11 protein-coding genes and 1 pseudogene are annotated in these 14,526 nt (G+C 72.4%); 3 read left to right on the forward strand and 9 right to left on the reverse strand.

Features of this window, described 5'->3' with window-relative positions; genetic code table 11:
- The first annotated feature begins 1,302 nt into the window (after positions 1 to 1,302).
- Positions 1,303 to 2,034 (forward strand): annotated as a pseudogene (locus AB0K51_RS05195) (DUF4166 domain-containing protein).
- Positions 2,035 to 2,056: 22 nt separating this feature from the next.
- Positions 2,057 to 2,698 carry a TetR/AcrR family transcriptional regulator gene (locus tag AB0K51_RS05200; RefSeq protein ID WP_363450707.1) on the forward strand — a complete coding sequence of 214 codons (642 nt, stop codon included), beginning with the start codon at positions 2,057 to 2,059 and terminating at the stop codon, positions 2,696 to 2,698.
- Positions 2,699 to 2,791: 93 nt separating this feature from the next.
- Here AB0K51_RS05200 and AB0K51_RS05205 read toward each other — a convergent pair whose 3' ends face one another.
- The 4 genes from AB0K51_RS05205 to AB0K51_RS05220 form a co-directional block, all read right to left on the reverse strand.
- On the reverse strand, positions 2,792 to 4,315 hold the full coding sequence (locus tag AB0K51_RS05205; RefSeq protein WP_363450709.1) for a CoA-acylating methylmalonate-semialdehyde dehydrogenase: 1,524 nt from the start codon (positions 4,313 to 4,315) through the stop codon (positions 2,792 to 2,794).
- A 106-nt stretch (positions 4,316 to 4,421) separates the two neighbouring features.
- The gene (locus AB0K51_RS05210) at positions 4,422 to 5,198 is read right to left on the reverse strand and encodes a hypothetical protein (RefSeq protein WP_363450711.1); all 777 of its coding nucleotides are present in this window, start codon (positions 5,196 to 5,198) and stop codon (positions 4,422 to 4,424) included.
- Between the two features lie 61 nt (positions 5,199 to 5,259).
- A complete protein-coding gene (locus AB0K51_RS05215) occupies positions 5,260 to 5,706 on the reverse strand; it encodes a hypothetical protein (RefSeq protein ID WP_363450712.1) in 447 nt (148 codons plus the stop codon).
- Between the two features lie 125 nt (positions 5,707 to 5,831).
- Positions 5,832 to 7,349: a gamma-aminobutyraldehyde dehydrogenase gene (locus tag AB0K51_RS05220; protein ID WP_363450713.1), complete on the reverse strand. Its 1,518-nt coding sequence runs from the start codon at positions 7,347 to 7,349 to the stop codon at positions 5,832 to 5,834.
- A 184-nt stretch (positions 7,350 to 7,533) separates the two neighbouring features.
- Between AB0K51_RS05220 and AB0K51_RS05225 the strand changes: the two genes are divergently transcribed.
- Positions 7,534 to 9,183 (forward strand): PucR family transcriptional regulator ligand-binding domain-containing protein, encoded by a 1,650-nt coding sequence (locus AB0K51_RS05225; protein WP_363450715.1) that lies wholly within the window; start codon positions 7,534 to 7,536, stop codon positions 9,181 to 9,183.
- Between the two features lie 38 nt (positions 9,184 to 9,221).
- Here AB0K51_RS05225 and AB0K51_RS05230 read toward each other — a convergent pair whose 3' ends face one another.
- The 5 genes from AB0K51_RS05230 to AB0K51_RS05250 form a co-directional block, all read right to left on the reverse strand.
- Positions 9,222 to 9,845: a hypothetical protein gene (locus AB0K51_RS05230; protein ID WP_363450717.1), complete on the reverse strand. Its 624-nt coding sequence runs from the start codon at positions 9,843 to 9,845 to the stop codon at positions 9,222 to 9,224.
- Positions 9,842 to 10,870, reverse strand: a complete 1,029-nt coding sequence (locus tag AB0K51_RS05235) for a WXG100 family type VII secretion target (protein WP_363450719.1) — start codon at positions 10,868 to 10,870, stop codon at positions 9,842 to 9,844. The genes AB0K51_RS05230 and AB0K51_RS05235 overlap by 4 nt, the downstream gene beginning before the upstream one ends.
- Before the next feature lie 92 nt (positions 10,871 to 10,962).
- On the reverse strand, positions 10,963 to 11,181 hold the full coding sequence (locus AB0K51_RS05240) for a hypothetical protein (RefSeq protein WP_363450721.1): 219 nt from the start codon (positions 11,179 to 11,181) through the stop codon (positions 10,963 to 10,965).
- Between the two features lie 120 nt (positions 11,182 to 11,301).
- The gene (locus tag AB0K51_RS05245) at positions 11,302 to 12,660 is read right to left on the reverse strand and encodes an aspartate aminotransferase family protein (RefSeq protein ID WP_363450723.1); all 1,359 of its coding nucleotides are present in this window, start codon (positions 12,658 to 12,660) and stop codon (positions 11,302 to 11,304) included.
- A 174-nt stretch (positions 12,661 to 12,834) separates the two neighbouring features.
- Positions 12,835 to 14,280 carry a gamma-aminobutyraldehyde dehydrogenase gene (locus AB0K51_RS05250; RefSeq protein WP_363450725.1) on the reverse strand — a complete coding sequence of 482 codons (1,446 nt, stop codon included), beginning with the start codon at positions 14,278 to 14,280 and terminating at the stop codon, positions 12,835 to 12,837.
- Between the last annotated feature and the right edge of the window lie 246 nt (positions 14,281 to 14,526).

Below are 14,526 nucleotides of genomic sequence, written 5' to 3' on the forward strand. Positions count from 1 at the left end.
TCGAGGCCGGGGATGTCAACATATCTGGCGTTGACTTTTGGCACGCTGTTGAGTTCTCAAGGAACGGACACTTCCTTCAGGCGGCCTTCCGACCGGCCCTCCGGGCGCTTCGTTCTTTCGTGTTCCCAGCTTATCAGATCCGAGCTCGTGCTCTTTCCCGACTCGCTTTCGTCTTCTGCGACCTGACGGCCCGTCCGACGCTTCAAACTCTAGCCGATCCCCGCTCCGAAAAGCGAATCGGCCGCAATCTCCGAAAAAGCGCACAGCAAATACGAACGGAGACGCGAAAAGACGCGACCCGGTACGGATCAACTGGTGGTTCACGAGGATTGGCCACCCCGGGACCGTCCACGAAGAAACGTGTCCGGTGCTCCCTGCCGAGCGACTAGTGAACACTACGCCGATTGGCGGTGGAGTGCAAACGACGCTCGCCGCGCACCTGCCCGCCAGGCCCCTTGAGCGATCGCTCAAACCTCTGCCATGATGGCGCCGCCGGAGTTGAGCACTCGCTCAAACCGGCCCGGTAGGGGGACATCCATGCCTGATCAGGGCCGTCATCAGGGCCGTCGTCAAGGCCGAAGCCAAGGCCGTCGTCAGGGCCGCCGCAGGGCCGCGCCGCTCTATGTGGAGGTGCAGATCCGAGCCGATCCGGAGCTGGTCTGGGAGCTCACCCAGCAGCCGGGGCAGCACCAGCGCTGGGACGCGCGGTTCAGTCGCATCGAGTACGTCGACGGTGCGGCCGAGCCGGTGCGGTTCCGCTACCGGCTGGGGTTGTCGCGGGGGCCGGCGCTGACCGGGACGGGGGTGACGTCGGTTCAGCGGGAGCGGGCGGACGGGTCGCGGGTCAGTGCCTTGCGGTTCGCGGCCGACTCGGGGTGGTCGCCGTTGCAGGAGGGGGCCGGCTACTGGCGGTACCTGCGGGTGGAGGGGGTGCCGGGGGTCACCTTCGTGACCGGCTACGACTACCGGGGTTGGCGGTGGCCGGGGGGTGCCGGGTGCGACCGGTGGGTGGTGCGGGCTATGGGCGGAGCGCGGGGTGTCGCCGGAGCGGGCGCTCGTCCACGGCCTGGGCGAGGTCGCGGCGCGGATCGGCGCCGCCGTCGCCGCGGGGACGGCGGTGGCGGCGTCCGGCCGGGTCGGCCTCGGGCTGTCCGCCGGTGTCGCCGTCCTCCTGCTCTCCGTCCTGGTTCCCCCCTCCCCCGTCACGCCCGCGGCTCGCCGTTGCCGACGCAGGCCGCGGCGGGATTCCACCGGTCGTGCTGCCGCGCGGCCGCCTCGTCTACTGAACTCCCTGGAGCTGCCATGACTGTCACGCTGATCGCCCCGCCCGCGTCCGCCGTCTCGCCCGCTCCAAGCGGGTCGATCTTCCGGGATGCGCTCGGGGAGGAGTTCACGAGGCTGCACCCGGAGTTGCAGCGTCGGTTCGGTTTCTCCAGTGCCGACGGGATCGCGTGCATCGGGACGGGTCGGATGGAGCGGGTCGAACGCGGGCCGGCCGTGGTGGCGCCGTTCCTGCGACTCGGGACGCGTCGCAACATCCTGTTCCCGGAGCACGGGCGGGACGTGCCGTTCACCATCGCCAACTACGCCTACCGGGACGGGTTCGGGCGGGAGACGGTGACGTTCGTGCGGACCTTCCAGTTCGTCCGGCCGCGGCGGTTCGACGCGACGATGGTGGCGGCGCCGGGGCGGGCGGGGACGGTGATCGACTACCTGGGGACGCACCAGCACCTGGCGGTGGAGCTGCGGGTGGGGGTGACGGCGCGGGGCGGGCTGGTGATCTCGTCGGGGGCGCAGCGGGTGTCGTAGTTGGCGGGGTCGCCCGCGCTGCCGGAGGCGTTGACGGGGCGGGCGGACCTGCACGAGTGGTTCGACGAGCGGGAGGGGCGGTTCCGGATCCGGGTGCGGGTGACCAATCCGGTGGTGGGGCTGGTGCTGGGGTACCAGGGGTGGTTCACGGCGGAGTACCCGCGGGTGGGGCCGGAGGGGGTTCCGCGCCATGTGCGGCCGGTGCGCGAGTCCTTCCGGATGTGAGGTGCGGGCTACGCTGCGGCGCATGAGCGACACACGTGAGCGGTTGATGGACGCGGCCATCGGCGCGCTCAAGCGGCACGGGATCTCGGGGGTGTCGGCGCGGAGCATTGCCGGGGAGATCGGGGCCAATCAGGCGCTGGTGTTCTACCACTTCAAGACCGTGGAGGGGCTGCTCGCGGCGGCGGCGCTCCGGGAGACCGCGGCGCGGGTCGGCCGGTACCGGGAGCGGCTGGCGGAGGTGGGGTCGCTGCGCGAGTTGCTGACGGTCGGTCAGGAGCTGCACGCGCAGGAGCGGGCGGACGGGAACGTGGCGCTGCTGGGCCAGTTCCTGGCGGGGGCACGGGGGTATCCGCAGCTGGCCGAGGTGACGGCGGAGGGGCTGCGGCTGTGGACGGTGGAGATCGAGGCCGTGCTGGTGCGGCTGTTCACCGGGCACCTGATGGCGGAGTTCCTCGACCTGCCGGGGCTGGCGCGGGCGGTGACCGCGGCGTTCATCGGTCTGGAGCTGTACGAGGGGGTGGACCCGGAGGGTGCGGCGGGGGCGTTCGCCGCGTTGGACGGGCTGGGGGTGCTGGTCGAGGTGGTGGACGGGCTCGGTCCGGTGGTGTCGCGGGCGGTCACCGCGACGGTGCGCCGGCAGGTCCGGAGCAACGGGACCGTTTGACGGGGCCGCCGCGCGGGGGCCCCGGGCGCGGGAACGGCCGGACGGCCGGCCCCGGGGAGTGGGGCCGGCCGTCCGGCGGGTGTCGCGGTGGTGTCAGCTGTTGGTGGGGAAGCCCAGGTTGATGCCACCGTGCGAGGGGTCGAGCCAGCGCTGGGTGACGGCCTTGCCGCGGGTGAAGAACTGGACGCCGTCGGGGCCGTAGGCGTGGCTGTCGCCGAAGAGCGAGGCCTTCCAGCCGCCGAAGGAGTAGTAGGCGACGGGGACCGGGATCGGCACGTTGATGCCGACCATGCCGACCTCGACCTCGTTCTGGAAGCGCCGGGCCGCGCCGCCGTCGTTGGTGAAGATGGCGGTGCCGTTGCCGTAGGGGTTGGCGTTGATCAGCTCCAGGCCCTCGTCGTAGGAGGGGACGCGGACCACGGAGAGGACGGGGCCGAAGATCTCGTCGTTGTAGACGGACATGCCCGGCTTGACGTGGTCGAAGAGGGTGGGGCCGAGCCAGTAGCCGTCGGCGGTGGGAGCGCCGGTGGCGTCCTCGGCGGCGATCGGGTGCTTCCGGCCGTCCACGGTGAGCTCGGCGCCGTCGGCGACGCCGGACTCCAGGTAGGAGGTGACCTTGTCGCGGTGCTGGCCGGTGACCAGCGGGCCCATCTCGGAGTCACCGTTGCAGCCGGGGCCGACCTTGAGGGCGGCCATCCGCTGCTTGATCTTCTCGACCAGCTCGTCGCCGATCGGGTCGACGGCGACCAGGACGGAGATCGCCATGCAGCGCTCGCCGGCCGCGCCGAAGCCGGCGTTGATGGCGGCGTCGGCGGCCAGGTCGAGGTCGGCGTCGGGGAGGACCAGCATGTGGTTCTTGGCGCCGCCGAGGGCCTGCACGCGCTTGCCGTAGCGGGTGCCGTTCTCGTACACGTAGCGGGCGATCGGGGTGGAGCCGACGAAGGAGACCGACTTGACGTCGGGGTGCTCCAGCAGGCGGTCGACGGAGACCTTGTCGCCGTGCACGACGTTGAAGACGCCGTCCGGGAGGCCGGCCTCCTTCCACAGCTCGGCGATGAAGTTGGCGGCGGACGGGTCCTTCTCGGAGGGCTTGAGGACGACCGTGTTGCCGGCCGCGATGGCGATCGGGAAGAACCACATCGGCACCATGGCCGGGAAGTTGAACGGCGAGATGATGGCGACCGGGCCGAGCGGCTGGCGGATCGAGTAGACGTCGATGCCGGTGGAGGCCTGCTCGGTGAAGCCGCCCTTGATCAGCTGCGGGATGCCGCAGGCGTACTCGACGACCTCCTGGCCGCGGGCCAGCTCGCCGAGGGCGTCGGAGTGCACCTTGCCGTGCTCGGCGACGATGATCGCGGCCAGCTCGTCCTTGCGGGCGTTGAACAGCTCGCGGAAGTTGAACAGGACCTGGGTGCGCTTGGCGATCGAGGCGTTGCGCCAGGTGCCGAACGCCTGGGCGGCGGCGGCGACCGCCTGGTCGACCTCCGTGATCTCGGCGAAGTCGACCTGACCGGTGACCTGGCCGGTGGCCGGGTCGTGGATGTCGCCGCGGCGGGGCGCGGTTCCGGCGGTGGCGACGTACTGGCCACCGATCCAGTGCTTGATGTGCTTGCTCAAGGGTCTCTGCCTCCGATGGTCCACGGACATCCCGCGCTCTCCTCCAGTCTGCGCGGGCCGAGGGCCCTCCTCAACGAGCACCCTGACGGGGAACCGAGATTCACCCTTACAGGTCGTCGGCGGGCGGTTCCTCGTCGAGCGCGTCCAGGTACGGGTCGTGCAGGCCGTCGGCGAGTTCGGTGGTCTCCAGCAGGTCGAGCCGCAGGTCCTGCGCCCAGGCCTCGGCCCACTGCCGGGGCTCCGGGGCCCAGGGCGGGAGCAGCGCGGCGGCGGTCTCCAGCCGGTCGGCGAGCGTGCGGGCGGTGAACTCCTCGTCGAACGCGCTGGCCAGGGCGAGGAGTTCGCCCTCGCGGAACCGGGTGGTGAGCGCGTACAGGGCGAACAGGTCGGCGGGCAGCGCGCGTTCGCACAGGGTGAGGACGGCGAGCGCGGCGGTGTCCGTCAGCTCGGTGACGGGGACGGGCGCGCCCGCGGGGAGGATCGGCGGGTGGTGCAGCGGTTCGCGGCGCAGTTCGAGGCCGAGGGCGGTGGGGCCGGCGGTGACGGTGAGCTGGGCGCGGCGGGCGGTGCCGGGCGCTTCCCGGACGAGGTGGCCGGCGGCGCGCAGGGCTTCGGCGAGTCCGCCGGCGAGGTCGGCGAGCGGCGGGCCCTCGGCGGTGATCAGCTGCAGGTCGGCGGTGCGGGCGGCGCGGCCGACCGGGAGGCCGTGCAGGCGGAGGGCTTCGGGGCCGGCCAGGGCGAGGGCGTGCTGCAGGCAGTAGGGCTGGGCGTCGGTGAGCAGCCGGGCGCGGTCCACGGTGGGCGGCGGCGGCGGTGCGGTGCCGGGCAGTCCCGGCTGCTCGGGCGCGCCGGGCGGTCCGGGGGCGGCGGTGCTGGTGTCCATGGGGACAGTCTTGCGCGCGTGGGCGGTCGGCGGCGGGTGCGCCGCCGGTGCGTCCGGGCGGTCAGCCGTGGGTGCGCAGGCGGGCGGCGGCGTCGTGCAGGGCGAGTTCCAGCGCGGCGGGGTCGACCAGTCGGCCGGTGCGGTGCGGGGGGACCAGCCAGTGCGCGCCGCGGGTGGGGCGGGTGGGGTGCGGGACGGCGATCCAGGTGCCGTCGCCGGAGGAACGGATGCCGCTGCCGATCCAGCGTCCGGCGGTGCCGACCGGGACGAGGAAGCCGACGGTGTCGGCGGCGGGGTCCTCCAGGACGGGTCCGCAGCCGAGCCGGTCGAGCAGGGCGGCGGCGGGGCGGCCGATCCGGCCGGGGGCGTGCAGCACGTCCCAGCGGCGGCCGGCGGGCAGCAGGGCGAGGCCGAACCGGGTGCGCTCCCAGGTTCGGCGGCAGGCGTCGGGGTCCGGGGCGGCGTCGGCCAGCCAGTGCAGGGCGCTGGGGTAGCGGGGGGTGTCCACCGGTGTTCCTCGTCTCTCCCGGGTGGCGGGCCGGGGGTGCCTGCCACACGGGAGAGCGAGGAGCGGGTGGTCTCTTACACGGATCGCCTCGACGGATCGCCGCGACGGGGCGGCCTGACGACCGGTCAGCGGTCGCCGAAGATCGTCCGGTGCCAGTCCTTGCGGGCCACCGCGGTGGTGTCGAACATGACGTGCTTGACCTGGGTGTACTCGTCGAGCGAGTACTGCGACATGTCCTTGCCGTAGCCGGAGGACTTGTACCCGCCGTGCGGCATCTCGCTGATGATCGGGATGTGGTCGTTGACCCAGACGCAGCCCGCCGCGATCTCGCGGGTGGCGCGCAGCGAGCGGTGGACGTCGCGGGTCCAGGCGGAGGCGGCCAGGCCGTACGGGGTGTCGTTGGCCAGCCGCAGGCCCTCCTCGTCGCCGTCGAAGGGCAGGACGACCAGCACCGGGCCGAAGATCTCGCCCTGGACGACCTCGCTGTCCTGGGCGGCGCCGGTGATCAGGGTGGGCAGGTGGTAGGCGCCGAGCGAGAGGTCGTGGCCGTCGTGGCCCTTGCCTTCGGCGCGGCCGCCGGTGACCACGGTGGCGTAGGAGCGGGCGCGCTCGACGAAGCCGGCCACCCGGTCGCGGTGGGCGAAGGAGACCAGCGGGCCGAGGTCGGTCTGCGGGTTGAGCGGGTCGCCGAGGCGGATCGCCCGGTAGAGCTCGGCGACACCGGCCACGAAGGCGTCGTAGAGCGGGCGCTGGACGTAGGCGCGGGTCGCGGCGGTGCAGTCCTGGCCGCTGTTGATCAGCGAGGCGGCGACCGCGCCGTGCACGGCGGCGTCCAGGTCGGCGTCATCGAAGACCACGAACGGGGCCTTGCCGCCGAGTTCCAGGTGGGTGCGCTTGACGGTGGCGGTGGCGATCTCCGCGACCCGCCGGCCGACGGCGGTGGAGCCGGTGAAGGAGACCATGGCGACGTCGGGGTGGCCGATCAGGTGCTCGCCGGCGGTGCGGCCGGCGCCGGTGACCACGTTGACCACGCCGTCGGGGATGCCGGCCGCGGTGCAGGCGCGGGCGAACATCAGCGCGGTGAGCGGGGTCAGCTCGGCGGGCTTGAGGACGATCGTGTTGCCGGCGGCGATCGCCGGGAGGATCTTCCAGGCGGCCATCTGCAGCGGGTAGTTCCACGGCGCGATGGAGCCGATCACGCCGATCGCCTCGCGGCGTACGTACGAGGTGTGGTCGCCGCTGTACTCGCCGGCGGCCTTGCCCTCCAGGTTGCGGGCGGCGCCGGCGAAGAAGGCGGTGTTGTCGACCGTGCCGGGGACGTCGAACTCGGTGGACAGCTTGATCGGCTTGCCGGTCTGCGCGGTCTCCACCCGGGCGAGCTGGCCGGCCTGGTCGCCGAGGATGCCGGCCAGCCGGTTCAGCGCCTCCGCGCGGGCGCCGGGGGTGGCCCGGGACCACTCGGGCAGCGCGGCACGCGCGGCGGCGACGGCGGCGTCGACGTCGGCGGTGGTGGCGAGCTCGACCTCCAGGACGGTGGAGCCGTCGGCGGGGTTGACCACCGTGAAGGGGTCGCCGCCACCGGAGCCCCGGGTGAGCCGGCCCGCGATGTACTGCGCGCCGTCGCTGAAGGTGGTCAGGTCCATGAGTTGCCTCCATTGCCTACTCGACCCGGCCGACGATGCCTCGGACGGGGTGCCCCGGGCAAGGGTCACTCCGCCAGGGCGCATGTGCAGCGGCTTACACGCTGCAAGGCTGCGAATGGGCGACACAGCGTCGCGGACCTGCATGATTGCCCTGACACCCTGAGAACCCCCGGAGGTACCCGCGATGCTCCCCACCGTCGCCCGTGTGCTCGACCTCGACGTGATGCGCCGGGGTCTGCCCCAGGTGGTGGCGGGCGCCGGCGCGCTGGAGCGCCCGGTGCGCTGGGTGCACGTCAGCGAGCTGCCGGACGTGGCGGGGGTGCTGCGCGGCGGGGAGCTGGTGCTGTCCACCGGCATCGCGCTGCCGGAGGACCGCGACGGCCTGGCCCGGTACGTGCGCGAGCTGGACGAGGTCGGGGTGGCCGGGCTGGTGATCGAGTTCGGCCGGCGCTACTTCGACTCGCTGCCCCGGGCGCTGGTCGCGGCCGCGGAGCGGCACAACCTGCCGCTGGTCGTGCTGCGCCGGGAGCTGAAGTTCGTCGCGGTGACCGAGGCGGTGCACGCGCTGGTGGTGAACGCGCAGCTGGAGCAGCTGCGGGTGTCGGAGGCGGTGCACCAGGTCTTCAACGAGCTGGCGATCGAGGGCGCCGAGCCGGCCGAGGTGGTCCGGCAGGTGGGCCGGATGGCGGGCGCGCCGGTGGTGCTGGAGAACCTGGCGCACCAGGTGCTGGCGCACGAGACCGCGGGGCACGGCGAGGTGGAGCTGCTGGAGGACTGGGAGCGCCGCTCGCGCGGGGTGCACCCGGCGGGCCGCACCGGCTACGACCCGCGGTCGGGCTGGCTGGTGACGGCGGTCGGCGCGCGCGGGCAGGACTGGGGCCGGCTGGTGCTGGTGGACGAGCCGGTCCCGCTGCCGCCGGACGTGCCGCACCCGCACGCGATGCTGCTGGAGCGCGGCGCGGCGACGCTGGCGCTGAACCGGCTGGTGGTGCGCGACCGGGAGTCGCTGGAGCGGCAGACCCACCGCACGCTGCTGTCCGGGATCCTCACCCACGCGCTGACGGTGTCCGAGGTGGCGCTGCGCGCGCAGGCGCTGGGGGTGCCGTTGGAGGGGCGGCGGCTGGTGGGCGTGGTGCTGAGGCAGCGTCAGGGTCCGCTGCCGGCTGCGCTGGAGGCGCAGGCCCGGCTGCGCGACTTCACCGAGCTGGCGGCCACCGCGATCCGTACCAGCCGACTGTCGGCGCTGGTCGGCGCGTTGGACGACGAGGGCGTGGGGGTGCTGATCACGCTGGGCGCGCAGCAGGACGAGCACACCGCGCTGGAGACCTTCGCGGCGACGCTGCGGCGGCTGGTCGCGGAGTCGGCGCGGGACGGCGCGGCGGCGGCGCCGGTGATAGCGGTCGGCTCCTCGGTGGGTTCGGTGCGCGACGCCCGCCGCACCCTGCTGGAGGCGACCCAGGTCGCGGACGCGGCGCTGCACGACTCCCCCGGCGGCCGGGCCGCCGCCTACTACCGGCTTCCGGACGTGCGGCTGCGCGGTCTGCTGCACCTGCTGCGCGACGACGAGCGGCTGCAGACCTACGTGGAGCGCGAGCTGGGCCCGCTGCTGGCGTACGACGCCGAGCACGGCGGGCAGTTGGTGCAGATGCTGCGGATCTACCTGGAGCAGGGCCGCAACAAGTCGGCGGCGGCGGACGCCGCGCACCTGTCGCGGCCGTCGTTCTACGACCGGCTGCACAAGGTGGAGCGGATCCTGGGCGTCGACCTGGACCAGGTCGAGTCGTGCCTGTCGCTGCACGTGGCGCTGCTGGCGCTGGACGCGGTCCGGCGCTGACACCCCGTCACGGCGGGGTGCCGGCGCCGGCCGGCGTGTCAGCGCGGCCCGAGGGCCTGGAGTGCGGCGGTCTCGGTGGAGGAGACCTCCAGGGCGGCCAGCGAGCCGTCCGCGAAGTGCAGGTCGACCCGGTTGGAGAGCCAGGTGTGGCGGTTCTCGATCCGGCGCAGCTGCGGGTAGGGCAGGTCGCCGAGGGCGGTGAGGGCGCCGCGGGACTCGTGGGCGAGCAGGATCCGCCGGTCGGTGAGGACCAGCAGGACGTCGTCGTTGGAGTAGCCTCCGTCCCAGTGGCCGCCGGCGCGCACGGTGATGACGAACCGTCCGGCCTGGCTCGTCCAGCCGCCGGTCAGGCCGCGGCCGCGCACCAGTCGGCGGAGGCTGCGGATCAGGCCCCAGGTGCAGTCCTCGACCACCTCCGCGAAGGAGCCGATCAGGTCGAAGGCGGTGCTGACGGCGCCGAGCGCGAGCTCGGTGCCGAGCGCGAGGTTCCGGCTGCGGTACTTGCGCGGGACGCGGCGGATCAGGTCGCCGAGGTCGGCGTCGACGATGCCGCGGACCTGCTCGCCGGGGGCCAGCAGCGGTGCGGCCAGCGCCAGGTAGGAGCCGCCGCCGTAGCGGCTCGGTTCGTGGATCGGCGGGGCGCCGCCGTGGGGCAGGCTCATCCGAACGCCTCCTCGATGCGGTTCTTGGGCACCCGGTAGGGCTGCTGCTTGCCGGGGCCGTCGAGGGCTCCGGTGAGGGCGTCGACGTTCCCGTCGTCCTTGAGCGCGTCGGTCAGCACGCTCGCGGGGCCGCCCGCGCCGAGGCCGAGCGCGATCGGCGCCTTGATGCCGCCCTTGATCGTGGAGAACACCTCCTTGACGCCGATCGCCGCGCCGGCGTGCAGCAGGCGGGCCTCCATCGGCAGGTTGTCGGGGTTCTTCAGCACGCCGAGGCCGGCCTTCCAGGGCTTCTTGCCGATCTTGCGGACCACCTTGGCCGCGGCCTTGGCGTCCTTGAAGCCCTTCCAGGTGCGGTTGACGGTGCGCAGTTCCTTGACCGCCCGCATCAGGTCGCGGAGCGCCTCGGCGAGCTTCACCGACACCCGCTCGACCCGGGCGATGTAGACCGCGATCTCGGCCTCGACGACCAGCGCGTCGACGATGGTGGCCAGGCCGACCGTGACGATGTCGACGATCACCATGGCGGCCAGGCTGACGATCAGGGTCTCGATCGCCTCCCGGATGATGCCGATGATCAGGTCCTCGGCGAGCTTGCACTCGGCCGCGGCCTGGCTGATGATCTGCGCGACCTGCTCCATGTCCTTGGCGGTCGCGTCGATGCCCTCGACCACCTGGCCCAGGTACGCGCCGAACGAGGCGGAGGCGGCGCCCTGCCAGCCCTCGGCCAGCGGTCCGGCGCCGGCCCGCAGATCGGCGGCGACGGCGTGCATCTCCTTGGCCTGGGCCTGCCACTCCTGGGCGGCGGCGGTGAGCCCGGCCAGGTTGCCGGTGACCTTCTCCAGCACGTCCATCAGGCCGGTGGCGTCCAGCGCGGCCTTGACGATGTGGTCGAGCCCGGCGTCCAGGCCGTCGCTGACCGGGTTGCTGAGGTCGGGCAGCGGCGCGGTGACCGCGTCGACCTGGTCGCGGGTCCACTTGTACGCGTCGCCGACCTGGCCGAAGTCGACGCTGGCGAGCGCGGTCATCCCTGGCCTCCCAGACCCGCGGCGAGTTCCTCGTCCAGCTCGCGGTAGTTCCCGCCCACGCTGTGCAGCGCCTCGCCGGCGCCGTCCAGCAGCTACGACAGGTCGCCGAAGTTCTGCTCCTCGGCCCGCGCGTGCTCCTGGTACGCCTGGAACAGCTCGTCCGACCCCGGCAGCTTCCCGAAGTCGCTGGAGGCCAGCGGCACTCCGGCCAACCGGGACCGCACCGCGTCGATCCGGGCCGACTGATCCGCGATCAGCCGCCCGTAGGCCTCCAGTTGTTCCGGTTGGACCCGGAATCCCTGATCCCCCATGACTTCCCCAATGTCGTACCAAATTTCAGCCGATCATCGTACAGACGGGTTGTCTCTCGTGGTAGCCGGGGCAGCACGAAGGCCCCGGGCGGCGTGCCTGGGGCCTTCGGTGACGAAACGTCAGACCGTGTGCGCGTCGGTGAGGGTCAGCACCTCGTCCAGGATCGCCAGACCGGTCTTCGCCTCCTCCTCGCTGACGGTGCACGGCGGCACCACGTGGAAGCGGTTCATGTTGGTGAACGGCCACAGCCCGCGCTGCTTGCACGCCGCCGCCAGCTGCGCGATCGGCGCGTTCGCCTCGCCGGCCGCGTTGTACGGCACCAGCGGCTCGCGGGTCTCCCGGTTCTTCACCAGGTCCAGCGCCCAGAACACGCCCAGACCGCGGACCTCGCCGATCGACGGGTGGCGCACGGCCAGCTCGCGCAGGCCGGGGCCGAGCACGTTCTCGCCGATGTGCCGGGCGTGCTCCACGATGCCCTCCTCGGCCATCGCGTTGATCGTCGCGACCGCGGAGGCGCAGGCCAGCGGGTGCCCCGAGTAGGTCAGGCCGCCCGGGAACGCCCTCTGCGCGAAGGTCTCGGCGATCTCCGCGGAGATCGCCACACCGCCGAGCGGCAGGTAGCCGGAGTTCACGCCCTTGGCGAAGGTCAGCAGGTCCGGGGTGATCCCCCAGTGGTCCGCCGCGAACCACGCGCCGGTGCGGCCGAAGCCGGCCATCACCTCGTCCAGGATGAACACGATCCCGTACCGGTCGCAGATCTCCCGCACGCCCGCCAGGTAGCCGGCCGGCGGGATCAGGATGCCCGCGGTGCCGACCACGGTCTCCAGGATGATCGCCGCGACGGTGCCCGGACCCTCGAACGCGAGGGTCTGCTCCAGGTGCGCCAGCGCCCGCTCGCACTCCTGCGCCTCGTTCTCGGCGTGGAAGTTGGAGCGGTAGGTGTACGGGCCCCAGAAGTGCACGATGCCCGACACGCCCGTCTCGTTCGCCCAGCGCCGGGGGTCGCCGGTCAGCGTGATCGCGTTGGCGGTCGCGCCGTGGTACGAGCGGTAGGTGGAGAGCACCTTGTGCCGGCCGGTGTGCAGCCGGGCCATCCGGATCGCGTTCTCGTTCGCCTCGGCGCCGCCGTTGGTGAAGAAGATCTTGTCCAGGTCTCCGGGGGTGCGCTCGGCGATCAGCCGGGCCGCCTCGCTGCGCGACTCCTCGGCGAAGCCCGGGGCGATGGTGCACAGCTGGGCGGCCTTCGCCTGGATCGCCGCGACCACCTTCGGGTGCTGGTGCCCGATGTTGGTGTTCACCAGCTGCGAGGAGAAGTCGAGGTAGCGGTTGCCGTCGTAGTCCCAGAAGTAGGAGCCCTCGGCACCGGCCACCGCGAGGGGGTCGATCAGAGCCTGGGCGGACCACGAGTGGAAGACGTGCGCGCGGTCGGCGGCCTTGACGGCCTGCCCGGCGGCTGAGTCAGCGGTGGGGATGCTCATGCATCCAGCGTAGGGAGACGTCCTCCCGCTGGGCAGTTTCATCCTGTCACGCGAGTCGCATGTCGCCCTGACACGGTGGAAACGCGAGGGGGCGCGAGGACCGCGCGACCAGGCATCGCCCTATGTGGATGCATGGTTGCGCGCGCAGTTCCTCGCGCCCCTGTTGTCGCCCTGTCAGATCGCGGTCATCACGTGCTTGACCCGGGTGTAGTCCTCGAAGCCGTACGACGACAGGTCCTTGCCGTAGCCGGACTTCTTGAAGCCGCCGTGCGGCATCTCCGCGACCAGCGGGATGTGGGTGTTGATCCACACGCAGCCGAAGTCCAGGCGGCGCGACATCCGCATGGCGCGGGCGTGGTCCTTGGTCCACACCGAGGAGGCGAGGGCGTACTCGACGCCGTTCGCGTAGCCCACGGCCTGGTCCTCGTCGGTGAACTTCTGCACGGTGATGACCGGGCCGAAGACCTCGTTCTGGATGATCTCGTCGTCCTGCAGCAGGCCGGAGACCACGGTCGGCGCGTAGAAGTAGCCGACCTCGCCGACCCGGTGGCCGCCGGTCTCGACCTTGGCGTGCGCGGGGAGGCGCTCGATGAAGCCGGCGACCTGCTTCAGCTGGTTGGCGTTGTTGAGCGGGCCGTACAGCACGTCCTCGTCGTCCACGCCGCCGGTCTTGGTGTCGGCGGCGGCCTTGGCCAGCGCCTCCACGAAGGCGTCGTGGATGGACTCGTGCACCAGCACGCGGGTGGCGGCGGTGCAGTCCTGGCCGGCGTTGAAGAAGCCGGCCACCGAGATGCCCTCGACCGCCTCGGCGATGTCGGCGTCCTCGAAGACCACGACCGGGGCCTTGCCGCCGAGCTCCAGGTGGACCCGCTTGACGTCCTTCGCGGCGGACTCGGCGACCTGGATGCCGGCCCGGACCGAGCCGGTGATGGAGGCCATCGCCGGGGTGCGGTGCTCGACCATCAGGCGGCCGCTCTCCCGGTCGCCGCAGATCACGTTGAAGACGCCGGCCGGGAGCTCCAGGTCCTTCAGCACGCCGCCGATGATCTCGGCCAGCAGCACGGTGGAGGCCGGGGTGGTGTCGGACGGCTTGAGCACCACGGTGTTGCCCGCGGCGATCGCCGGGGCGAACTTCCACACGGCCATCATCATCGGGTAGTTCCACGGCGCGACCTGCGCGCAGACGCCGACCGGCTCGCGGCGGACGATCGAGGTCATCCCGTCCATGTACTCGCCCGCGGCCTTGCCCTCCAGCAGACGGGCGGCGCCGGCGAAGAAGCGCAGCTGGTCGACCATCGGGCCGATCTCCTCGGAGAGGGTCAGCCCGCGCGGCTTGCCGGTGTTGCGGACCTCGGCGTCCACGATCTCGTCGGCCCGGGCCTCGACCGCGTCGGCGATCTTCAGCAGCAGCTTCTGACGGGTGGACGGGGTGGCGTCGCGCCAGGCCGGGAAGGCGGCGGCAGCTGCGTCCATCGCGGCGTCCACGTCGGCGGCGCCGGAGAGCGGCGAGGTCGCGTAGACCTCGCCCGTGGTCGGGTCGACGATGTCGAGCGTGCGGCCGTCCGCCGCGTCGACGAACTCGCCGTTGATGTAGTTGCGCAGCGTACGAAGCTCGCTCACGGATCTCTCCTCGGTCTGGGCCTGCCACGTTGCAGCCCCGGCGCCAGGTTACCTCCGGCACTCGGTGACCACGGCATGTCAGCGACAAGCCACGTTCGGGGGCGTGCACGCGCCCGCGTGTACGTCGTCAGAGTAGCGCCATCGCCATCGATATCGACAGGGGGCCTCGCCAGACGCGACGCTTTCCGCGCCCGATCTTCGAATCGGCGACGAAATCAGCAGCACGGCGGCTTGCGCTTCTCCGCC

It is taken from the genome of Kitasatospora sp. NPDC049285 (genome assembly GCF_040678815.1).
GTDB lineage: Bacteria > Actinomycetota > Actinomycetes > Streptomycetales > Streptomycetaceae > Kitasatospora.